The sequence below is a fragment of the Alkalicoccus chagannorensis DSM 18086 genome, from assembly GCF_000429725.1.
GTDB lineage: Bacteria > Bacillota > Bacilli > Bacillales > Salisediminibacteriaceae > Alkalicoccus > Alkalicoccus chagannorensis.
Genome location: NZ_AUCK01000024.1, coordinates 1 through 21,673 on the forward strand (window position 1 = coordinate 1; position 21,673 = coordinate 21,673).

Genomic DNA, 21,673 nt, shown 5'->3' on the forward strand with positions numbered 1-21,673 from the left:
AAATCCATCGGCAAAATGATCTGATTCATGTTATAATCTTTAAACATAAGGATACCTCCGGTTTTGTTATGACTTGGTCGTTCTAGCTTAACCTGAAGGTATCCTTTTTTTATCGAGAAATCAAGACCGTACGGTCTTTATCATGGGTTGATCGTGAAAAGACAAGAGACGCCTGCGGGAAAAGCAAGGGCTGAAGATCCACCGCCGCTGTTTTTGCGGCGGTTAGCTGAAGCCTTGCCCGCGGCAAGCGATTGGCATTGGAAGGATCAATCCCCCTCGTACAGAAAGCCCTTACCAAAAAATGGTAAGGGCTTCTTTTGATTATGGTTTTGTCCCAGCCTCCTTCCGTCGCGGGGAGATGAATGGAGGAGACCATCGTCTTCCGCGGCGACAGCCTGCTGCCGTCCTTCCATGACGACCGGGGTCATCGTACTGCATTTCTTCACCTGCCTGTGCCTCGAAAAATTGTCTCGGCTTCCGTTTTTGCTGGTTCGAATGCCGGTTTCTGAAACAGATACATTGTCTTTTTTCCCAGGAGACATAGGAAAACACAGCCGGCGGACGACGGAGCAAGCAGTAGACATCCTCCACGGCAGGTCTGCTGTGCTGCAGTGGCGGTTCTCTGCAGGACATGAACCTGGAAACGAGGGTAACAAGGAAAACGCTCCTGACCCCAGGTTCAGCCTGGATCATCAGGAGCGTCTGCTGTGCTGTTATAGAACAAAAGCGCAGAGCGCCTTTTGGTCGGAACGGCGTGTGGAAGCGCTGCAAGCTTTTTGAGGGAAGAAAACGTTCTTTGTTTCTTCCCGAGCAGCGCATGGAGCCGCCGTTACACTGTATGAAAACTTATACATTCTTATACTGGAACAAAAGCGCAGAGCGCCTTTTGGTCGGAACGGCGTGTACCGCAGGTTCTTTGAGGGAAGCATAGGTTCTTCATGCTTCCCGCGCACCGGGCTTCGCCGTCGTCCTACATGAAAACTTATCCATTTCTATCATCTAAAAGAAATGTGGTGCCTTCCCCGCCACTAGCTTTTCTTGTTCCTTTTCATTACTTCGGGGAGCCGCTTCTGTATTCCATACAGATAGATGATTCCTGCTCCTGCCGCAGCGGCTGTCATGTTCTCCCAGGAAGGCAGGGCGGCTGCCAGAAAGAACAGCGTCTGCACGATACCGGCCCGGAGCATCCAGTACTGCATGCCGGCGTCCTTCCCTTCCGGAGGCACCGGATACAGCGACACCATATCCATCGTATCGAAGTGCCTGTGCAGCGTTTCCAGCTGCAGCAGCGTCATAAAGGCGAACAATGCGGCAGCCACCGCACTTCCCCACCACGGTTCCACTGCTGTCACAAAAAGAATCCCGATGAAGGTCAGCCTCGCATAAATACCGAGATAGTCCCCTGCACGAAGAAAAGCTCTGCCGAACAAGTAACGGTACACCGATCCCGGCCGGAACGGAGGACGACGGAGCACAAACTGAAGCCAGTTCCGACGCTTCACGTGCTGCTTCAAATGCGGCACGTCGGTGAAATTGTTCGCAATTCGGAAAAACATCCTGACTGTGTTCATTTCAACGGCAATCAGGCGTCCCCATGCGAGCGGGTACCGGATGGGACGGAACCAGGCGAACCAGGCTGCTGCAAAGACAGCCGCTGCTGCTGCAGACAGAACGAGGGACTGACTGAAAACGGCCCAGGCAGCAGCCCCGTTGAGCAGCAGTCTGCCTGCTTTGTGCAGCGTCACCTGCCGATCATCAGGCAGCCGCATCTCCTGAAACCCTGCTGCGAGATTCCACAGCTTGAGAAGAGAAAGAGACCCGAGCACAAGCATAAACGTACCAAAGTCCCCGGCGATCCTGTCCAGGAACAGAGGCAGAAGAACAAACATTGCTAAAAACAACCAGAATGTCTCCATCATCCAGCTGTAGCGGAAGGAAGCCCGAAAGTACGATTTCATCCTGCTTTCCATCGGCAGGAGAAAGACGAGATCTGCTTCCTTCAAAAATGTACGTACTCTTCCCCTCGTCAACAAGAGCGTAAAAAGCAGCGTAAAGAACAGGACAGCAGGAAATGCCTCCGGAAGCCACTCCAAAAATTCGCCGTAATAAATACTCCCGAATAAAAAAAGGAGATACAGCGTAAAAACAAAGCCGCTGTTGGCAATCAGGCGGAGGTATTTTACAGCAAGGGTCCAGTATTCCCGCACCCGGCTGGACCAGAGAGATGCAGCATCACGCATCGTCATGTTCCTCCGTTACTGCAACATAAATATCATCAAGATCGGCCCCCGGCATCCCAGCCTGCTCCTGCAGCTCGCGGAGGGTTCCCTGCATCCGTACCCGTCCATGATCCAGAAAGACGAAGCGGTCGCAGTACTTTTCCGCAGTAGCGAGAATGTGGGTGGACATCAGCACCCCGCACCCCTGATCCCGCATTTCCTGCATTCGTTTCAAAAAGCTCTGAATCCCCACTGGATCGAGACCGACAAAAGGTTCATCCGCGATGTAGAGATCCGGTTCAAGCAGGAAAGCACTCATGATCATCACCTTCTGCCGCATGCCTTTGGAAAAGTGATCAGGAAACCAGTGTTTCATTTTCGTCATTCTGAATTCCTTCAGCAGTGCTTCAGCCCGTTCATGGAACGTGTCTTCCGGTACTTGATACGCCATGGCGGTCACTTCCAGATGCTCCCACAGCGTCAGTTCTTCATAAAGAATCGGCGTCTCCGGTATATAGGCGATCTGCCTCCGATACGCATCAGGGTCCTCCAGAATCGTTCTGCCGCCGACCGACACATCTCCCTGGACAGGCTGCATCAGCCCGAGAATATGTTTAATGGTTGTACTTTTACCGGCGCCGTTCAAGCCGATCAACCCTGTAATTTCTCCTCTTTCGACAGTAAAGGAGACATCATGAAGTACCGGTCTGGTACGCTGATAGCCTCCGTCCACGCCGTTTAGTTCAAGCAGTGCCATGGTCTTCCTCCTCTCGTCACTGCTTTTACTATAACGGAAAAACATCCTTATTGAAAAGAGATAGCAGGCTGTCGCAGCCGCCGGTGGTTTATGATATGATAATCGTTAACGTTTCAAAATTTTTCGACTCCGGGGTGATCGTATGTCTGAACAATCCTGTATATTCTGCAGCATTATTAAGGGGGATATCCCTTCCGCGAAAGTGTATGAAGATGAGCACGTTTATGCGTTTCTCGATCTCAGTCAGGTAACAAAGGGGCACACCCTGCTCATTCCAAAAAAACATGAACAGGACATTTTTCATCTAGAACCAGAAACAGCGTCCCGCCTGTTTCAAGCAGCTCCTGTTGTAGCCAAGGCACTCGATCGTGCGTTTGTTCCTGCCGGCCTCAATGTGCTGAACAACAACAAAGAGGCTGCAGGGCAGTCGGTGTTCCATTATCACCTGCACCTCATCCCGCGCTATGATCAGAGCGACGGGTTTCAACCAACTTGGGTGGAACATGGCGGAGACTATTCCCAGGAAGAGCTGCAGCAGCTGGCAGCCGAAGCGGCTTCTTACATTTAGAACGGAAACAACGTCCGCCGGATGACCCAGCGCCTGGACGAGGTGACGCTCGAATCCGTTTTTAGAAATGAACAGATTCATGCGTATAGTCAACAGCGGCAGGGGGACCGCCGCATGCTTCATGAAAGCGTCGGCCCTCCGTGATTTTCCTTGCTCTACTGCACCAATTCGATGCACACTATCTTTGTACATGACTACTTGAGGAGGCCGACCAGATGACGACCGTGTATAATTTCAATGCCGGACCGGGCCCGATCCCCGACCCGGTTTTAAAACAGGCACAAACCGAAATGTTCAGTTTTGAACAAACGGGAGCAGCAGTGATGGAACTGAGCCACCGCAGCGCTCCTTACGAAAAAATCCATTTTCAGGCGATGAAGCAGATCCGAACGATTCTCGACGTACCCGACGACTTTGACATTCTTTTTTTACAGGGAGGGGCTACGCTCCAGTTCTCCATGACCGCACAGAACTTCCTTCGACCAGAACAGCGGGCTGCCTTCGTGCTGAGCGGTTCATGGTCGGAAAAAGCAGAGAAAGAAGCTTCCGCGTTCGGCAGCACGACCATTCTCGCATCGACAAAAGAATCTCAGTACCGCTCCGTCCCGGAGATCGACCTTTCCTCGGCACCGGAGGACACTGCCTACGTACACCTCACATCCAATAACACCATTTTCGGCACCCAGCTGCAGCAGTTTCCAAAGAAAGCAGCAGCGCCGGTCATTGTGGACATGTCCAGCGACATATTGAGCCGACGCGTTCCGTGGAGCGATGTCGATTTCGCCTATGCAGGTGCCCAGAAAAACGCCGGCATGGCTGGAGTAACGATTGTGATTGCCAGAAAATCACTCCTCGCTTCTGGAAGTGACGCTCTGCCACCTTCCATTTCCTATAAACAGCACGCTGATAAAGACTCTCTGTATCACACGCCTCCGACCGGGGCCGTCTACATGACAAAACTCGTGACAGACTGGATTCTGGCTGAAGGAGGAATCGATGCGATTGCAGAGGCCGCTTCTAAGAAAGCGGAAGCGCTCTATGCCGCCATCGATCAATCCGATGGGTTTTATCGTGGACATGCTGACGCGGGCTCCCGCTCATCCATGAATGTCACGTTCCGCCTCCCGGATGAAGACCTGGAAAAGCAGTTTCTGCAGGAAGCAGCTGACGCAGGATTTCTCGGCCTGAACGGGCACCGGAGTGTCGGTGGATGCCGTGCCTCTCTGTACAATGCCGTACCGTTCCATCATGTAGAAGTACTCATCGATTTTATGGAGAAATTCCGCCATCGGCACAGCTGATCCCTCTTGGATTGCCTGTCCAATGGAAAGAGCCGCCTCATTCCGATGAGAGGCGGCTCTTTCTGGTTCTTTCGATTCCATCAGATTCTGCAAGACGTACATACGAATCGCAGCGTTCCGGTAATCCGCCTCAACCGGGTGGGACCGGCCATCGTCGGGCAGCAGCACCTTCGCTCTTTCCGAACAGCAGATGTAGAGACTTCCACCTTTTGATCGGAACGGCGTGCGGAGTCACCGTCTCCCTCGATGAGAACGTATATTCTCTCCTTCTATGAAAAACGTTGATTTTCTTCATCGACTAGAAAAACCAGGGCGCAGCAGGCGTCGTCTCCTGCTGCTTTTCTCCACGTCTGCTTCCCGGCCTCTCATTGTCGAATCCCCACAGCCGCGATACCTGCGCCGAATAAGCTTGTACAATAATATTCAAAGAAAATAAATAAACGCTCACCTATTTCCCCGCCTTCCTTCCCGATATTCGACATAATCCGAGAGCAGGACTACAGAGAGGGAACCGTGTATTTTTCAGAAAATACTGAAATGATATTGTGGCGTGCTTCTCTACTGTGTTATTATATGCTTATCATTTTCTTAATAAAGCTTTGAATGGGAAGAACGGAGGCGACGGCAAATGGATAAAGAATCACCGCATTCCATGAAGGAATCGATCATGTTTAGTCACAAGCTTGCCCAGCTGAGCAAAGCGCTCTGGAAATCCATCGAAAAAGACTGGCAGGCATGGATCAAACCATACAACCTGAATATCAACGAGCACCATATTTTGTGGATCGCCTACCATCTGGAAGGAGCTTCTATTTCCGACATTGCCAAGTTCGGCGTTATGCATGTTTCCACGGCGTTTAACTTCTCAAAGAAACTCGAAGAACGGGGCCTCCTCACGTTTTCTAAACAGGCAGACGATAAACGGAATACGTATGTCTACTTAACGAAAAAGGGAGAATCCCTTCTGCTCGAAACTTTTTCCTCCTATAATCCTGATACGTACAGCGTGTACACAGGCTCTCTGCCGATCAAGGAACTGTACGGGAAGTTTCCAGAGTTCTCCGAATTAATGAGTATCGTCAAGCATGTGTACGGTCCCGAGTTTATCGAGTTGTTTGAAACGTCTATGGAGAAATTTGAAGAAGATTTCTCCGAGAAAGAAGGAGAGCTGCATCCTGCTCCGAAACAGAGTGAGCCGACGAACGGCTGATTTCGTCAGCTGGCAACCTCTTTTACGGATACCGTCCCCTGCCGTCCCGTCAGAAGAAAAACTTCTGACGGGATTTTTTAGTCCTCCCCCTCACGAGAGGGACCTCCTGCTGGAATCTCGGTTCCCGGAAGAGATTTCATATGATTTTTGGAAAAAGGATTGATTTTTTTATCCTCAGGGAGTACATTGTCTAAGTATTGATGTTATATAACTTGCCAGCAAGGGAGGTTGTTCATGATGAACTGCCTGAAAACAGTCTCTATCGCGAAAGAAATCGGCCAGGGGCGTATGTGGAGTTTATCGCTTTTGGTGATGCTCCTGTACTTCCTGCTTTTCTATACACTTTTTCAAACGTTCGGCGCACAGACGGCACTTGTCGATTACGGCTTCTTGACTTTCACAGCCGGATTCGTTCTCATCATGCCTGTCCACCTGCTGCTGCACTGCCTGCCTCTCTGGTTAACCGGAAGACGCGCGTCTATCGGCGTCCGCAGGTCCCAGTGGCCTTACTTCTACTATTCTGTGAAAAGACCGACAGCAAGGATTCCTGGACTGACAGCAACACTCTGCCCAGCCGTTGTTATTACTGCTGCAGCCGTGCTGCTTGCCTTCCTATTCCCGGCGCACACGCACTTTATTGCGATCATTTCAGCTGTTAACTTTGGTCTGAGCACGTATGATTTCTTTGTTGCACGACAGATGTTCGCTGCACCGAAAGAAGCGTTGATTGAGGAAAACCCAACTGGATTCCACGTCATTCAGCAGACGGCAGAAGCGAAAGCGAAAGCCGAAGCGAAGACACTAAGCATCTGAAATCCCAGCTGAGTTCTCCGCATACGCAGAGCTTGGACAAAAAAGCTAGAACGAAGGTCGAAGACGCCGCATCCTTCTCGGTCAGTGGAAGAGAGCGATGCCGTCGGCAGAACCATCTGCCGCATGGTATGCTCTTCAAACGTAAAGATACCTCCGGTTCTGTAACGACTCGGTCGTTCCCGCAGAACTTGGAGGTATCTTTTTTATTTGATTTCCCTGTCTGCGTTCTTCTGCACGGAGACGGGGCGTCTGCTCGTCCAACGGTCAGCGGAAGTCCTGTCCGCAGCAGGCGGCTGCCCCGCGGGACAGTCAACCTTCCTGATACGCAGGGCCCTCACCAAAACACGGTGAGGGCCCCTTCCATACTGTTTTTCTTCCCGGTATCGACGGGATATACAGGCGAGCATCTTACCGTGGGACGGCAGCACCGGTTCAGGAAGCGGTAATGCTGAGCTCGATACCTTCTCCACGCAGGTCAATATCCTCTGCCTGAATGATATAATTATCAGTATCAAATTCACGAAGATCGATATAAAGAGAAGCTTCAGCTGCGTCAAGCGTCATAAAATCAGGGAGATCGATGTTGTCCCCAATCAACTGAAATACTTGATCTGCAGGGAGCTCAATAAATCCAAGTCGAAATCCGTCTTCCCTCAGCCATAAGTTTCCTCCGTCCGCCATTTCCGGTTCGAAGTCTATTTCAATCGGCACGTCTATACCGAATGCAGCCACCGAGGTTTGAAAGTGGACCTGTTCATCCAGATACAAATCAAAATCTTCTCCGTTTTCTTCTTCCAGCTCCCGCTGAAGCCAGGCATTCGCGTCTTCTGTAGAAGCCTGTACAAGAAAAGAAGGTCCTTCCACCGTTTCCGGTTCAGGAGCCTCGAAAGTTGCTGCCTCTTCGTCCGGCATCTGTGCCTGCAGCCAGAGCCATCCGCCTGCAACTGTCAGGACGATCAATCCGAGCAGCGAGAAAAAAGCTATTTTCCATACGTTCACAGCCACACCTCTTTTCTATTTGATTCATTTCCATTTTACATGGATTTTGGTACACTGAACATATGCAGTTATCATACCCGCAAATCCACCCTGTCAATCTTACATGAACGGATTATTCTTACTGCATGCAGGAGGCACATTATGTACATTCCATTTATATTATTTGCTTTGTTCTATTTGTTTGTGATTAACACAATGACGAATAACTTCTGCGTTTCGAAAGAGATTCCTGAAGAGAAACAGACCAAGATTTTTCGAACAGTGAACATTTTAATCACGATCCTGATTACCTCTTCTTTCTTTCGCATCTACTACACGTAAAAGTCCAGAAGCTGAAGTCCGGTGTCTCGTTCAAGCAGGGGCACCTTTTTTGTATCTTAATCTACGGGTTCAGGGAAGGGAGGCAGCGCTGTGCGGATTCCTCTGATCATGCTGTCAGCGGTTATGCTCCTGCTGACCGCTGCATGCACCAACGTTAATCAGACAGACAATAGTCAGGAGGAGCAGCCCCCTGACGTCAATGAAAACAATCCCGGTGAAGAAGAGAACGCAGAATACGAAGAAAACGAGCAGCACGAAAACGAACCGGCTGACAGCCGCGAGGAAGAGGAAGAGGAAGAAGCCGAACTCACTGCGGAGACAGAGGCTGGGGAGATATTCCGGGATGACTTTCTCGATACCCTCGAGGCAATGTATGGAGAGGAAGTGCTCCGCTTGATGATTACCCTCCACATGCTGGAACAGGAAGCGGAAGCGGCAGGAATCACAGAAGCCGATTATGAAGCAGAAATAGAGAGAATGCTCACCTCGATGGGACTGGAAGGGGGAGCAGGCACAGAAGCAGCAGTCGCTGCGGCTGGAGTGCATCATGAGAAAGAACTGCGCGCTGATATTCTGAAGCGCCTCGTTATTGAGGAGCGTCTCGATATCGAGACTGACATCGCCGAAACGGACCTGCAGGAAGCTTACGAAAAGGGAAGCGAAGCCAATGTCCGCCATATCCTCGTTTCCGAGGAAGAGCGGGCAGAAGAGCTTCTCGAGGAGCTGGAAGCGGGCGCTGACTTTTCAGAATTGGCTTCTTCGTACTCCCAGGACCCGGCTACCGCTGCAGAAGGTGGAGAAACCGGCTACTTCCGGCGCGGCACAATGACACCGATGTTCGAGCGGGCCGCCTTTTCGCTCGAGGAAGGAACGTTCTCTGATCCAGTGCCGAGCACATTCGGGTATCATATTATCGAAGTGATCGACAGACTGCCGTTTGAAGACTCGTACGAAGAAGTCAGTGACCAGCTCTATGCCTCGCTTCAGGAGCAGGTCATGTATGAAATGAGCGTGGAGGAAACCATCATGATGGATGAATTCGATGTATCCATCTATGATGAAGCCTACGACCATGTATTGGACGATGACGGCACGCAGCCATAGCGGCCCCTCCTTTCCTGCGCTTATGATGATGCGCCTCTTCGTTTTTTCCGCTGATGTTTGAATTTCCAGACGAAGGGAATAAGACCAGTACTAAACAATGGAGGGATCATCCATGCATACCACACCTTTGAAATCCTTGTCGTACGGTGAGTTTCAGCAGTTTCTTGTAGAAGAAGTGATGAACAAAATGACGACGGAATCTGTTGAAAGCCCGCTCGTTCATTTTCCTGCAGCCCATGACCATGTTGAAGGATTTCTCCTCGTACACTGGAAAGAAGTCTTTGAACACTGCCGGGACATGACTATTGAAGAATGGAAGCAGTCGCCGTGTTACGAGGTTTTTGAAAATGAGGTGCTGGAAGCCTTCAACAGCGGATATACGGCCTACTCTGTCCCACAGGAACAGTAAGCGTGGCTGTACGACATGGATCTGCAGCCACTAAAAATACGTTAAAACAGCCGGAGAAAGCTGCTGCACGTCATGCAGTGTTTTCTCCGGCTGTTTTTTATTTGCTGTCCGTGCTGCTCGATGGATCTTCCGGCTCTGACTGTTCCAGCGTCTTGGATAAGTACATGGTAAACGACACCCCGTCCTCCTCGTTCTCCACAACGGGATAGCCTTCATGCAGTTCACAAATCCGCTTGACGATCGCAAGTCCCAGTCCAAACTGTCCTTTGTTCCCCTTTCGGAACGGAGTGAACAGATGATCGATTTCATCATCCGGAATATTTTCTCCATTATTGCGTACACGAATAAACAAAGCATCTTCTGTTTCTCCAGCATCCATTTCAATCCAGTCGTCTGCATAGCGTAATGCATTCTCGGCAAGATTTTCGACGAGTACATAAATCTGATCTTTATCGCCGTATATCTCGGTTTCAGCCCCGTGAATGGTAAAACGGACGTTTTCTTTCGCCAGGCGGAAACGCTGTTCCACCTTATAAGCAATCGATCCGAAGGGGAACGTCGTCATCTCCATCGGCGTTTCTTTCAGCGAATCGAGCTTGGTATAGTAAAGCATGTCCCTCACTCGTTTCTCCATTCTATCGGCTTCGTCAATGATCACATCCATCGTCTCGTCCATGTTCTCTTTCGTCGTCACACCATCTTTAACAGCCTGCGCATAGCTTTTCACGACCATCAGCGGCGTTTTCAATTCATGGGACGCGTGCTGCATGAATGTTTTCTGGGCGGAATCGTAGCGGATCAGGTTCTGCCTCATTTTTTCGAACTGATTCGAGAGCTTCTCAAAATCTTCATCGCCACGCCAATGAAAAGGCTCTTTCCAGTTACGCTCGGCGATCTGTTCGAAATGGTTCCCCAGCGAGATGAGCGGCTGACGCAGATAATGCTTCAGCCAGAAAGCCGGCAGCAGACTCATCAATCCGGCGAACAGCATGATGTAGCTGAGTCTTCCCCACAGCCGGTCCACCATCTGGTCGCGGTACGTATCCCACATGTAGGAAATGTGGTACGCTTCCCCACTCGTCGTATAGACTTTATAGACAACGTAAAAAAGCGTTGCTTCGTTATATGTTAATTCGTAGCGGCCGCGCCGGGTCATCTGGTCCTGTGCACTCTGGGCCATTTCCTGAAGCACTTCATTCGGTACCGGATCCCCTTCCAGCGTCGCCATTTGGTTCATCAGAAAAAAATGAAACACGGAACGTTCCTGTTCTCTTCTTTCTATGAATTCAAGCTCGGATTCGGGCGGAATGATGTGTTCTCCCTGAGGGTCCGCAAAACGCATCTGTTCCTGCTCGATGATCCGATACGTCTCTTCTGTTAATGCTCCCTGCAGCGACACCGGATAAATAATGCCAATCAGAAGCGCAACCAGAAGAAGGATCGAAATAAAAGAAAACCAGATGCGCTGCGTCAGATTGAGCCGGATCATGAAGAGAGGACCCGGTACCCATAGCCGTACAATGTTTCCAGGTGTATGCGTGGAAGTTTCTTACGCACCCGGCGGACGACATCGTCAACGGCCCGCTCAGAGCCGAAGTAATCTGTGCCCCACACATATTCAATAATCGTTTCACGGGAGAGGGCATCGCCGATATGCGATGTCAGCAGGATGACCAGATCCATTTCCTTCGTCGTTAGTTCAATGTGCTCTTCCCCATCATGGACCGTTCTCGACGTGGGGTCGATCGTATAGCCGTTCAGCGTAATATCTTCCTTCTGCTGCTCTTCCGGAGGATAGAAACGCGCCAGCATTTTTTTTGCACGGATCACCAGCTCTTCCGGCAGGAACGGCTTGGCCAGGTAATCATCGCTGCCAAGCTCCAGTCCGAGAACCCTGTCCAGGTCCTTGTCCCGTGCTGAGATGAAGATGACAGGGGTGTCTGCCTCTGCCTTGATCGACTTGAGCAGCTGATACCCGTCCATGCCCGGAAGCATGATGTCGAGAACCCAGAGATGCGGCTGATCATCGATATGTTCGGAGGCTTCCCTTCCGTCTGTAAACAGCGAAACGGACCACCCCTCTTTTTCCATGTATGCTTTGATGACTTTTCCGAGGTTTTCTTCATCCTCAACTAGATTTACCTGAAAGTTTGCCATCGTACCCCTCCTATAGCCTATCTTTTTCTATATTTTAATACACTTTTAAGGCTTTTTGAAAACATCCATCTTGTTTTACATGATATTCGAGACTTTTCGACAGCTGGTGCCTGCTTCTCTTCCATCCGCATCCCTGCTGTCAGCTGTGTGCTGTCATAGAAGGTATTCTCTTCCAGAAGCGGCTTCTCTCCATTCCTCCTGCAGGTGCTCGTGGCAGGTGAAGAACAGCATCTGCACAGGAAGATCAGCAAGTTCCTTCCAGAGTGCCGCTCTGCGCGGCGCATCCATATTGACTAGAGCTTCATCCATGAAAAGCGGAAGCACCGGATTTTCTTCGACAAGCGCCAGCCGCAGGCTGAGATAAAGCAGCTCTTTCGTTCCCCGGCTGAGCTCTTCCGGCTGGAACGACACTCCGTCGCTGCGGTGGACAGTAAACTGTCCGTCGTCCGGACCCGCCGTGATTTGTTTGTATTCCGTCATGCGGGCAAACCGGTCCGCTGCTCTCTGCAGGACGGCAGGCTGCTTCTCTTCTTCATACCGCTTTCTCAGCGTTGTCGTTAAAGCCTGCGCTGCTTCGATCACCATCCACCGCTCCAGCAGGTCATCCAGCAGTCGTTTCTCTGTTGTGTACTGCTGTCGTATTTTTTCGTACGTTCCTTCTTCTTCCATTTCTTTCAAGGAGAGAGAAATGCTCGTTTCCTCTTTAACCAGTTTCTCGCGTTCCGCTGCAAGTGCGGTCTGCTGTTCATGAATGTTCTCCGGGGAGGGCATCTGATCTTCATCAATGAGCTGCAGCACCCTCGTCCGCTGTGATTCTACAGGAATCAGCGTGCAAATGCGGGTCCAGATATCTCTTACTTCTGCCTGGCGCTCCCGAAGTGCTTCTGCTTCTTCCACTACTGCCCAGAAATGATCTTCATCGGTCCCGGCTTTCTCCAGCCAATCCTGCTTCTGCGCTTCGCGGAAGGCGATCTTCGTTTCAATTTCATGCTGGCGCTCCTGCAGCCAGTCCCTTCGCTCCACGAGCTGTGTAAAGGTTTTTTCCTCCTGCTTCGAATCCTCCCACCGCTGCTTGACGTAGGCAGGAACATCTGCAGAAGAAGTTCCAGGCGGCAGGAAGGCATCCGCCTGCTGCCGGTATTCGTCCATCCATGCCGAAGCCGTCTGGCGCTTTCTTTCGTGGTACCGCCGCTGGTCGAGAATGCCTGAGGCCGTCTCCAGCATGGACACTGCTTCCCGGTACTCGGTCAAATCCCACCCAGGTGGTAACCCGCTTTTGCGGCACCACTCATCCACTTCTTCATAAAATTGATCCCAGGACCGTTTTAATCCAGCCATCTCCGAATCATGGAACGTGAAGAGCGAGCGGCGCAGCAGCGTAATCGTTCCCGCCAGCGCGGCAAGGAACAAGGCCCCCGTCCAGTCTCCGAACAATAGGGCTGCAGCGAGCAGTACATACGGCAGAATCAGGACCGTTCTCGCTGCATTCGATACTGGTAATGTTTTCGGTCTCTTTTCCATTTCCTGTTCCTGCTTTTTCAGCTGGTCCTTCTGGTCAAAAAGGCGCTGCAGCTGTTCTCTCGCAGCGCTGCCCGCAGTGGAAACAGTTAAATCGATTTTTTCCGGCAGGGGCTTCTGCAGGTCTTCTTCTTTGTCCTGCAGTAGTTCCAGCTCGCTGCCTGCTTCATCATACTGCTGAAGACACATATGAAAATGGGAGGCATCCTCATGCAGTCTCTCCAGCTGGGCTGCCTCCTCTTTCGTTAAGGAGGGAGCACTGATGTCAGGAAACTGCTCCTTCACGACAGCTTTTTCTTCACTCAGTTCCTGAATGATTTCTTCGATGGTCTCCATTTCTCTTCTAGCATGCGAGGGCAGCCGCGGTTCTTTTTCCAGCAGCTCCTTTTCTTCTTTCCATCTCGTATACAGAGCAGCGGTCCGCACCGCTGTTTCCGCCTCTTCCTGCTTCGTCCGGAGAGAAGCTGCTTCCTCATCAATTTGAGCCATTCTTGTTGAAATAGTATCTTTCCGCTGGTTCAGCAGTTTGTATTCGTCAAGTTTGTCCTCCCAGCGGCTGATGGACGCAGCAAGCTCATCGAGCGAGACAGCCGTCCGATTCGCTTCTGCTTTCTGTCCTCTCGGCTTAAATAATTTTTCTCCTTCTTTCCGCAATGCTTCCGAGCGCTGCAGTACCGGGGCTATCCCTGCAAGCGACGTGTCCAGCAGCATCCGGTTCATGTCATCCGGACTGAGGTCATCCATCCGCTGAAGCTGATCGAGATCAACCCTGCACGTTAATTGGAACGATTTCCGCGTCATGCCCTGAAAAAATTCTTCCTCTTTTACTGTTTGTCCATCCTTCGTGATGCGGAGATCCCCCGACTTCGTGCGGCCCTGACGCCGCTCCAGCAGCCAGATGCTCCCATCCTTCCCGACAAACTGCAGGGAGCCGGCTGAACGGGCTTCTGTGGAAACAGTGAAGCCGAAAAAAACACTCTCAATAAACGAGAGAATGGTGGACTTCCCCGCTTCATTCCAGCCAAAGAACAGCGTCGATTTTTCGTCGGCTTCCCACGTCTGATGCTTCCACCTTCCAAAGGATTCAATATGAATTCGATACAGCCTCATTCTACCTCCTCCTCCAGTGTGAGAAGCAGTTCGTCGGCTGCCTGCTTCAGCAGTTCTTCTTTCGTTTGTTCATCCGGAAAGGCCGCGTGGCGGCGGATGCTGCCATGCATATGAAGCCCCTCCAGGCGCTGGTCCAGCTCTTTTCGCGTCTCTTCCCTGCCGCTCAAGTCCAGAATATCCTGAACAACGGGAGAATTCGTGTCTCTCGTCGATGAAGCGGTCTGGACATCCAGCCGCATCAATGTGCAGGAGAAGGAATGCAGCTCCGATTCGAGCACAGCAGCCGTTTCTTCCCGCTGCTGACGGAACAGCTGGTGCAGTCTCCCGCTGCCTTTCACCTGCACCGTGAGTAGGATATGAGCTTCGGTCTCCGGCAATGCCCGTTTGACGGATTGAATCCATTCGTCCATGTGATAGAGGTGCTGGATGCTGGTGACAACAGTGTGCTGAAGGACATCCGCGCATGGCAGGAAGTACAGATCCGGCCGACCGGACGATGGCATCCTGACTTCATAAACCCCTTTTTCTCCTGTTTCTTTCCTCGTCAATCCGGTCAAAGACCCTGGATACACGATCGGTGGGTCTTCCATCAGCAGCTGACGTTGATGAATGTGCCCGAGTGCCCAGTAATCCATCTGCAGCTGCCGGAGTTCAGACGGCTGAAACGGAGCGTAGGGAGCGTGGCTCGTATCCGAACCCGCCTGTCCATGGAGCAGGGCAATATGGAAGTCTCCGCCGTGCTGCTTTATGTAATGGTGATACGGCGTCTCTGTATAGGCCGGCTCAGGATAGCTGAAGCCGTAGATCCATCCGCCCCCCGTCTTTGTCCAGTGCCAGACAGCCTCCCCTTCTGGAGGGAATACATGCACATTGGCGGGGAGTTTGAAATAGTTTGTCCCTGCTGATACCGGGTCGTGGTTACCGTGTATCATGTAGACGGGAATGGCAGCATCCGACAGGCGTACCATCTGGTTTCGGAATGCCCAGAATGCGTGAACCGACCGATCGGCTTTATGGTAGATATCCCCGCTGATCAGCACGAAATCAACCTGTTTTTTCACCGCTGCCGTCACCGCTTTTTCCAGTGCGCGCAGAGGCGCTTTCCTCAGCCAGTCCTGCTTGTCGTCATCAAGGCCCGGAGGCAGTGGCAGCGGGCGGTCCAGATGCAGGTCTGCCATGTGAAGAAAATGTACCAAAAGATCACCAGCTTTCTTTTAATAAGTCAAAAAAATATCAGGCACAAAATGAATGGTCGTTCATTTTGTGGTACACTCATATGTACAGAGAAGAGGAAGGAGATGATCTGCAAGTGTCCATTTACTACTTAACTGCCTACAGTAAAAAAGGGGAGCACCTGCTCAACGAGACGCTGGAAGCCTCCAGCGACAGCGAAGCAAAAAGCGCAGCCGTTCAGCGGCTGGAAGAAGAATCACTGTCGGACATGCCGAGCCGGCTCGTCCGTTCTGAAGCCGGCCTCGTCCATTTTCACCCTTGATCAAGGGCGTAAAAAGTTCCAGTGATCACACTCATCAAGTTGTCTTCTTCATCGTAGATGCTGCACTCCGTAAACTGAATGTTCTTCCCCTTCTTTAAAAAAGAAGCCTCCGCGCGGAGAGTGCCTGATTTCTTGGAACGCAGAAACTGCGTTTTCAGTTCAAGCGAAACAGATGGAGTCTCTGTAAAGGCCGCACAAAGATGTCCGAGTGCAGAGTCTGCGATATAGGCGATCAGGCCGCCGTGGATAAAACCGATCGGATTGAGCATCATTTCCGTCACCGGCACGTGCAGGTGGACTCGTTCCTGCTCGGTGTCGTAATCAAAGGCAAAGTCAAACAAGGAATATAGGAATACATCCGGCCCGCCGTCTCTATGAGCTTCCAGAGCGGCGGCTGTCTTTTTCTGCAGTTCTTCTTCTGTCATCGTTGTCACCTCTTTCCTTCTATTTTATCACGAAAATGTGTTCCCGCGCGACGGCTCCTGCCAAACAAAAGCCACCTTTTCCTGCGGGAACACTTGAAGATGCAGAGATAGACCAAAAAGAGCGAAGCTCCTTTTGGTCGGAACGGTGCGCGGAATCGCTGCAAGCTTTTCGAGGGAAGAAAAAGGTTCTGTTTCTTCCCGTGCAGCGCATGGAGTCTCCGGCACCTTGTATGAAAACTTATACATTCTTATACTTTAAGCTCTGTTAAAGGCTGGTGTTGATATAAAAAGGACGCCTGCAGCTCCTTTTTCTTCGCTTGCCGCGGAGAAATCCTTCCGCTGTCCCTTCCTTTCGTCCGGGATGATCGTCACGCTTTCTTTTTCCGCAGGCGTCTCGAAACATCGCCCTGCCTGGCTTTTTTGATAGAAAATGGGAGAAAGAGATCACCTCTGTCTTTCTATTGCAAAGCAAGAACGAAGCGGAAACCGGCGGAGCTCATCCACGGCAGGCATGCCGAGTGGAAGGGAAGGATCCTTGTATCAACAAGGAACAGGAACAGCGCCTTTTATTTAAAGCTGCCTTGAAAATAGAACATAGCAGTCTATGTTCATCTATCATGGTGCAACGAGGTTGCATGAGTGTCTCTGTGCAAGCTTGTTGTTGTTATTTGATGAAAGCAGCAATAGGCGGCGACGCTCAATGGATAAGCGCCGAAAGCGGATGAAATCAACAAAGCACGATAACATAGCCATTCTTTAAAAAAACCGCGTGCAGCACTTGTGCCGCACGCGGTTTATCTTTACTTGACTACTCGTTCTCGCTTCCTTCGACGCCGTAAAGCTCTTCCAGCGGCTCTGTAACAATTTTGTTGAGTTCGCCGACGAACTGGCTCATGCGCTGCTCTTCTTCCATCAGCTTCATGATCTGTTCGTGCTGCTGCACTACTTCAAACTGCTTTTGAGCCTGCTGTACTTCATCTTCGGAGATTTCTTCTCCGTTCATCTGCTTCTGCTGCAGGGACATCTGCAGTTCGCGGAAGTTATCGAGCATTTTCTTAGCAACTTCATCGTTGTTTACTTCGTCATGAAGATTTTTCAGTGTTGTGAACTGTTCACTTGCTTTCAGCTCTTCTTTCAGTTCCTGGGCCTTATCAAATGGGTTTGCCATGAATAGTTCCTCCTTGGTTTTGAGCAATACCGTTCGACTTTAACATAGTTGAGAAAAGAATGCATCCATTAGAAGATAAACAGCAGAAGAAATCCTTGTATCAACCCGACAAACGAGCCAATCAGCGCACCGAGGATGGCAATCATCTTCAGCTCCCGTTTCGCGATGAGAAGGAGCATCTCCTCCAGCCTGGACAATGGAAAGGTGTTTACTTCTTTCGTGACAAGCTCACGGATCCCGATACGCTGCATGATGGATTTCATATAGCGGGAAAGGATCATCGAAGCGGAAGCCATGACTGATGGGACAACCGTTTTATTCAGCAGCTCTTCATACCGGCCGCTCCAGGCGGATAAGGGTTCACTCCACTCCCCGATCACCGGCGTTCGTCCAACCACCGTCATCGTCATCCGTTCTACCTGTTCATTGAGTTTTTCTTCTGTGATGTACTCAGACGGCGTAGACTGGAGCATGCCGCGCCATTCTTCCATGAGCAGCTCTTCCATGAGTTCTTTCGTTTCCTTCTCCAAAAGAAGCCGTTTCAACTCGCGTGAAATCATTTCCGCGATATGCAGACGCTGGGCCATTCTGCTGAACATCGAGGTCATGTTCCCTTTAGAATGAAGGTAATTCGTCAGCATGCGGTCGATCTCCCTCTGACCGCTCTCCGAACCAATCCATTCGGCCCCTTTACGTGCAGTTTCATCGATGACTTTCGGGATTTTCCGCTCCACTGCTCCGATGAGATTTTCCGGAACCCACTCTTCAAAGGAGCGGTGTTTATAATCATTGAACAAACTGCGCAGCTTGTCCTGGAGCCCCGTCTCGATCGTCTCGCGGAAATGCAGAAGCTGATCTTTTCTGCCGAGGTGCTCTTCCATCCACTCATCGAGGGTTCGATCTTCCTCCAGCAGTTCTTTGATACCGTCTTTCAGCCGCTGCTCCACCTCCTCAAACAGGACGCCTTCACTGATCTTCTCCTGCATGCCTTCTGGTGTTACGAGGTGGGTTTCTACGAGCCTGCCGAGATTCTCTGCAATCTCCTCCCGCCTTTTCGGAATCAGCCCCGGGGTGAAGGGGACATGGAAATTCCCGATAAACCAGGCTTTGTATGGTCTGAACAGCATTCTAATTGCTATAATGTTGGTGCCCCCGCCGATGACAGCACCAAGGAGTATGATAATAACAAGCAGGATCCATTCGTTCATAAACAACCTCCTCCAGACATCCGCGCGTTACGTTTTCTTCCCTTAGTATAGCGCAGAGCGTTCTTCTGCACCAAACGGGGATGATTTGCACCTGCTTCCATCCATGATAGGATATGGTAGGCAGCGTTTCACGACCTGGATTTTATTACTTACATTTTCCGTTCAGTCCGCGTGGCTGCTCGGGTCCAAGAAAGGAAGATGCAGCATGATCGAGCATTTTCAATGCCGGCGGCGCCCTCCGTACGGCTGGCAGTTCACTTTTTATTACAAGCAGACGAGACACCGGGGCATCTACCATCAGGACGGCCGTATAGAATGGCGGCAGCCGGAAGAACCGGAGAAAGAGTCGCTCGAACACGCCGTGCATGACCTGATGCTCTACCATGTGTACGAAGACCACTAGGAGGTGGGACACGATGATTACGCTCACATACGGACGTGTCACGAAACAGCTGGATGAAGCCGAGCTCACAACGGAAGAGCAGGCACTTCTGAAACGCCTCGTGCACGAGGATGATATGCCGGCGCTGCATCCTGCTGACGAGAACCTCCGGGACTACCTGATTGATGAAAAAGAGGTGCCCCAGTCCCTGTGGGCTGCTTCCCTTACCTTTCCCCTGCGGATTATATCTGTCAAACTTACTTCTCCAATCGACGATGAAGATGGTTTTGCCGAAGCTGTGCAGTCGTTCTTTCCGGGAGGAAGCACGTTCCTCTGGCGTTCCCGAAGAGAAGGCTTTCTTCTGCAGTCTCATAATGAAGACGTGGATCAGGACGATTCTCCAGGGGCTATCATCGATACCCTCGCTGCTGACTTCTACCAGCGGCCATCCATCGCCGTCGGTACCTTTGTGACGAAGCCCGCCAACGTAAAAAAACAGCTGGACTGGGAAACCCATGTATTCCGGGAGGCCGCTGCAGCCTTTCCTGAAAAACATGTATACACCGAACAGGAGCTCACGCTCTACTTTATGCTCAGCACTTTGTCAGAGCAGACGTTGAAGGATATCCGCGTCCTGCTGGAATCAGTCATGGATGATACCACGCTCCTGGAGTCAATCAGAATGTACCTTGAATGCAACATGAATGTTTCCATGGCGGCAAAGAAATTGTTCATGCACCGGAACACAATGCAGTACCGGGTCGATAAATTTATTGAGAAAACGTCGATTGATATTAAGAAATTCGCCAATGCAACCGCTGTGTACCTGCTCCTTCTTGCGGTGCCTGTGCTCTACCGCGAAGACTGAGCCGCGTGACGCAGACTTTCAGAGAAAAAGAGTTCTCCTTTTTCCCGCGAAGCGCGCGAATCTGCCGTCTTTCCGCTATGACATCTTTCACTTCTTACGCACTTTAACCAAACGGTCACGCCGGTAGACCGGCGTGATTTTTTCTGTACCCGGTCCAAGCCTCCAACGCTGGCTGAAGTGTCGATACGAAGACCGTGACAGATGCGGTCTCTCCCCTATTCCGCACAGTGCACAAAGTTGTAAGCGTTTTTTTGTGCACTGTGCCAATAGATATGAAACCCTTTTCACGTTACACTGACATCAGTTCAGAAAAACAGAGAATGAGTTTGGGAGGAGTTTTAACATGGCAGATATTACGTTCAGTAACCTTTATAAAATTTACGATGGAGAAGTTCAGGCAGTAACGGATTTCAACCTCAACATTGAAGACAAGGAATTTATCGTCTTCGTAGGGCCGTCCGGTTGCGGAAAGTCCACTACTCTCCGGATGGTAGCCGGCCTGGAGGATATCTCTAAAGGGGACCTCTACATCGGCGAAGACCGGGTGAACGATGTGGCCCCGAAAGACCGCGACATTGCGATGGTATTCCAGAACTACGCGCTGTATCCGCACATGAACGTCTACGAAAACATGGCATTCGGCCTGAAGCTGCGTAAGTTCCCTAAAAACGAAATTGATGAGCGCGTCCAGAACGCGGCCAAAATTCTCGGCCTTACAGAAATGCTCGACCGTAAACCGAAAGCAATGTCCGGTGGTCAGCGCCAGCGTGTTGCCCTCGGACGAGCGATCGTACGAAATCCGAAAGTATTTCTCATGGATGAGCCGCTGTCCAACCTGGATGCTAAACTCCGTGTTCAAATGCGTGCAGAGATCATCAAGCTCCACCATCGACTGCAGACGACGACCATCTATGTTACGCACGACCAGACTGAGGCAATGACAATGGCGTCCCGGATTGTTGTCATGAAGGACGGGCTGGTCCAGCAGGTCGGCGCTCCGAAGGATATTTATGATTATCCGGAAAACATTTTCGTCGGCGGCTTCATCGGCTCTCCTGCGATGAACTTCCTGCACGGAAAGCTTACCGGCAACACGTTCGAAATGAACGGCCATAAAGTACAGGTGCCTGCCGGCAAAATGAAAATGCTTGAAGGGTATGATCAAAAGGATCTCATCCTCGGCATTCGTCCAGAGGATATCCATGATGAGCCGGTCTTCCTCGATGCTTCGGAAAACACGAAATTTGAAGCAACGATCGAAGTATCTGAGCTGATGGGTGCTGAATCCTACCTTTACTCCCGAGTAGGTGACCAGGAATTCGTAGCACGTGTCGATTCCCGTACAGATGTCTACAGTGGTTCGGCTATGGAACTTGCGTTTGATATGAACAAAGCGCATTTCTTTGATCCAGACGACGAACAGCGCATCCGCTAATACCCTATTATTTGGTAATATAGATTCATTCCCCCTTTGCAGAAAGCCGGCCTTCCCGCCGGTTTTCTGCTTTTTTATCTACATTTTTATGAAGGAAGACGTCAGTAGGGGCCGCTCCCCGTCAAGAGTGAATGCCTTTGTTTTTTCGGCACGCCGTTCCAATCAAAACGGGGATCCATGCCTTTGATCTGCTGCGCCTGATTCTA

21 protein-coding genes are annotated in these 21,673 nt (G+C 50.9%); 11 read left to right on the forward strand and 10 right to left on the reverse strand.

Annotation, left to right across the window (positions count from 1 at the left end; translation table 11 throughout):
• Positions 1 to 1,028 precede the first annotated feature (1,028 nt).
• Positions 1,029 to 2,240, reverse strand: coding sequence for an ABC transporter permease (locus G477_RS19425; RefSeq protein WP_051287945.1), 1,212 nt, complete (start codon positions 2,238 to 2,240; stop codon positions 1,029 to 1,031).
• The gene (locus G477_RS0111230; RefSeq protein WP_035211895.1) at positions 2,233 to 2,976 is read right to left on the reverse strand and encodes an ABC transporter ATP-binding protein; all 744 of its coding nucleotides are present in this window, start codon (positions 2,974 to 2,976) and stop codon (positions 2,233 to 2,235) included. Before G477_RS0111230 ends, G477_RS19425 begins: the two co-directional genes overlap by 8 nt.
• A gap of 142 nt (positions 2,977 to 3,118) precedes the next feature.
• On the opposite strand from G477_RS0111230, the gene G477_RS0111235 reads away from it, so the two are divergent.
• The 4 genes from G477_RS0111235 (at position 3,119) to G477_RS0111255 (ending at position 6,868) form a co-directional block, all read left to right on the forward strand.
• A complete protein-coding gene (locus G477_RS0111235; protein ID WP_026698027.1) occupies positions 3,119 to 3,544 on the forward strand; it encodes an HIT family protein in 426 nt (141 codons plus the stop codon).
• A gap of 215 nt (positions 3,545 to 3,759) precedes the next feature.
• Positions 3,760 to 4,845 (forward strand): 3-phosphoserine/phosphohydroxythreonine transaminase, encoded by a 1,086-nt coding sequence (gene serC, locus G477_RS0111240; protein WP_026698028.1) that lies wholly within the window; start codon positions 3,760 to 3,762, stop codon positions 4,843 to 4,845.
• 628 nt (positions 4,846 to 5,473) lie between these two features.
• Positions 5,474 to 6,055 (forward strand): HTH-type transcriptional regulator Hpr, encoded by a 582-nt coding sequence (locus tag G477_RS0111250; RefSeq protein WP_026698029.1) that lies wholly within the window; start codon positions 5,474 to 5,476, stop codon positions 6,053 to 6,055.
• A gap of 234 nt (positions 6,056 to 6,289) precedes the next feature.
• Positions 6,290 to 6,868 (forward strand): DUF3267 domain-containing protein, encoded by a 579-nt coding sequence (locus tag G477_RS0111255; RefSeq protein WP_026698030.1) that lies wholly within the window; start codon positions 6,290 to 6,292, stop codon positions 6,866 to 6,868.
• A gap of 432 nt (positions 6,869 to 7,300) precedes the next feature.
• Here G477_RS0111255 and G477_RS0111260 read toward each other — a convergent pair whose 3' ends face one another.
• The gene (locus tag G477_RS0111260; RefSeq protein WP_026698031.1) at positions 7,301 to 7,867 is read right to left on the reverse strand and encodes a YpmS family protein; all 567 of its coding nucleotides are present in this window, start codon (positions 7,865 to 7,867) and stop codon (positions 7,301 to 7,303) included.
• Positions 7,868 to 8,008: 141 nt separating this feature from the next.
• Here G477_RS0111260 and G477_RS0111265 point away from each other — a divergent pair, with 141 nt between their 5' ends.
• From G477_RS0111265 to G477_RS0111275, 3 genes are all read left to right on the forward strand, one after another.
• The gene (locus G477_RS0111265; RefSeq protein ID WP_026698032.1) at positions 8,009 to 8,188 is read left to right on the forward strand and encodes a hypothetical protein; all 180 of its coding nucleotides are present in this window, start codon (positions 8,009 to 8,011) and stop codon (positions 8,186 to 8,188) included.
• A gap of 90 nt (positions 8,189 to 8,278) precedes the next feature.
• Positions 8,279 to 9,292, forward strand: coding sequence for a peptidylprolyl isomerase (locus G477_RS0111270; RefSeq protein ID WP_026698033.1), 1,014 nt, complete (start codon positions 8,279 to 8,281; stop codon positions 9,290 to 9,292).
• A 112-nt stretch (positions 9,293 to 9,404) separates the two neighbouring features.
• Positions 9,405 to 9,701 carry a hypothetical protein gene (locus tag G477_RS0111275; RefSeq protein WP_026698034.1) on the forward strand — a complete coding sequence of 99 codons (297 nt, stop codon included), beginning with the start codon at positions 9,405 to 9,407 and terminating at the stop codon, positions 9,699 to 9,701.
• A 97-nt stretch (positions 9,702 to 9,798) separates the two neighbouring features.
• Here the strand turns inward: G477_RS0111275 and G477_RS0111280 are convergent, their stop codons facing one another.
• The 4 genes from G477_RS0111280 to G477_RS19430 all read right to left on the reverse strand — a co-directional run bounded on the left by G477_RS0111280 (position 9,799) and on the right by G477_RS19430 (position 15,682).
• The gene (locus tag G477_RS0111280; RefSeq protein ID WP_026698035.1) at positions 9,799 to 11,190 is read right to left on the reverse strand and encodes a sensor histidine kinase; all 1,392 of its coding nucleotides are present in this window, start codon (positions 11,188 to 11,190) and stop codon (positions 9,799 to 9,801) included.
• Positions 11,187 to 11,858, reverse strand: a complete 672-nt coding sequence (locus G477_RS0111285) for a response regulator transcription factor (protein ID WP_026698036.1) — start codon at positions 11,856 to 11,858, stop codon at positions 11,187 to 11,189. The genes G477_RS0111280 and G477_RS0111285 overlap by 4 nt, the downstream gene beginning before the upstream one ends.
• Before the next feature lie 153 nt (positions 11,859 to 12,011).
• A complete protein-coding gene (locus G477_RS0111290; protein WP_026698037.1) occupies positions 12,012 to 14,486 on the reverse strand; it encodes an ATP-binding protein in 2,475 nt (824 codons plus the stop codon).
• On the reverse strand, positions 14,483 to 15,682 hold the full coding sequence (locus G477_RS19430) for a metallophosphoesterase family protein (RefSeq protein WP_156897338.1): 1,200 nt from the start codon (positions 15,680 to 15,682) through the stop codon (positions 14,483 to 14,485). The genes G477_RS0111290 and G477_RS19430 overlap by 4 nt, the downstream gene beginning before the upstream one ends.
• Positions 15,683 to 15,762: 80 nt before the next feature.
• Here G477_RS19430 and G477_RS0111300 point away from each other — a divergent pair, with 80 nt between their 5' ends.
• Entirely contained in the window at positions 15,763 to 15,981 is a 219-nt protein-coding gene (locus G477_RS0111300; protein WP_051287957.1) for a YhzD family protein, read from the forward strand.
• Here G477_RS0111300 and G477_RS0111305 read toward each other — a convergent pair.
• The 3 genes from G477_RS0111305 to G477_RS0111315 all read right to left on the reverse strand — a co-directional run bounded on the left by G477_RS0111305 (position 15,972) and on the right by G477_RS0111315 (position 18,782).
• Positions 15,972 to 16,406 carry a PaaI family thioesterase gene (locus G477_RS0111305; protein WP_026698039.1) on the reverse strand — a complete coding sequence of 145 codons (435 nt, stop codon included), beginning with the start codon at positions 16,404 to 16,406 and terminating at the stop codon, positions 15,972 to 15,974. The two genes, G477_RS0111300 and G477_RS0111305, sit on opposite strands and share 10 nt — an antisense overlap.
• 808 nt (positions 16,407 to 17,214) lie before the next feature.
• Positions 17,215 to 17,574 carry a YlbF/YmcA family competence regulator gene (locus G477_RS0111310; RefSeq protein WP_026698040.1) on the reverse strand — a complete coding sequence of 120 codons (360 nt, stop codon included), beginning with the start codon at positions 17,572 to 17,574 and terminating at the stop codon, positions 17,215 to 17,217.
• Positions 17,575 to 17,642: 68 nt separating this feature from the next.
• The gene (locus tag G477_RS0111315) at positions 17,643 to 18,782 is read right to left on the reverse strand and encodes a DUF445 family protein (protein ID WP_026698041.1); all 1,140 of its coding nucleotides are present in this window, start codon (positions 18,780 to 18,782) and stop codon (positions 17,643 to 17,645) included.
• A 205-nt stretch (positions 18,783 to 18,987) separates the two neighbouring features.
• Between G477_RS0111315 and G477_RS0111320 the strand changes: the two genes are divergently transcribed.
• The 3 genes from G477_RS0111320 to G477_RS0111330 all read left to right on the forward strand — a co-directional run bounded on the left by G477_RS0111320 (position 18,988) and on the right by G477_RS0111330 (position 21,467).
• Entirely contained in the window at positions 18,988 to 19,185 is a 198-nt protein-coding gene (locus tag G477_RS0111320) for a DUF5342 family protein (protein ID WP_026698042.1), read from the forward strand.
• Positions 19,186 to 19,198: 13 nt separating this feature from the next.
• On the forward strand, positions 19,199 to 20,032 hold the full coding sequence (locus G477_RS0111325; RefSeq protein WP_026698043.1) for a PucR family transcriptional regulator: 834 nt from the start codon (positions 19,199 to 19,201) through the stop codon (positions 20,030 to 20,032).
• Positions 20,033 to 20,375: 343 nt separating this feature from the next.
• Entirely contained in the window at positions 20,376 to 21,467 is a 1,092-nt protein-coding gene (locus tag G477_RS0111330) for an ABC transporter ATP-binding protein (protein ID WP_026698044.1), read from the forward strand.
• Positions 21,468 to 21,673 lie beyond the last annotated feature (206 nt).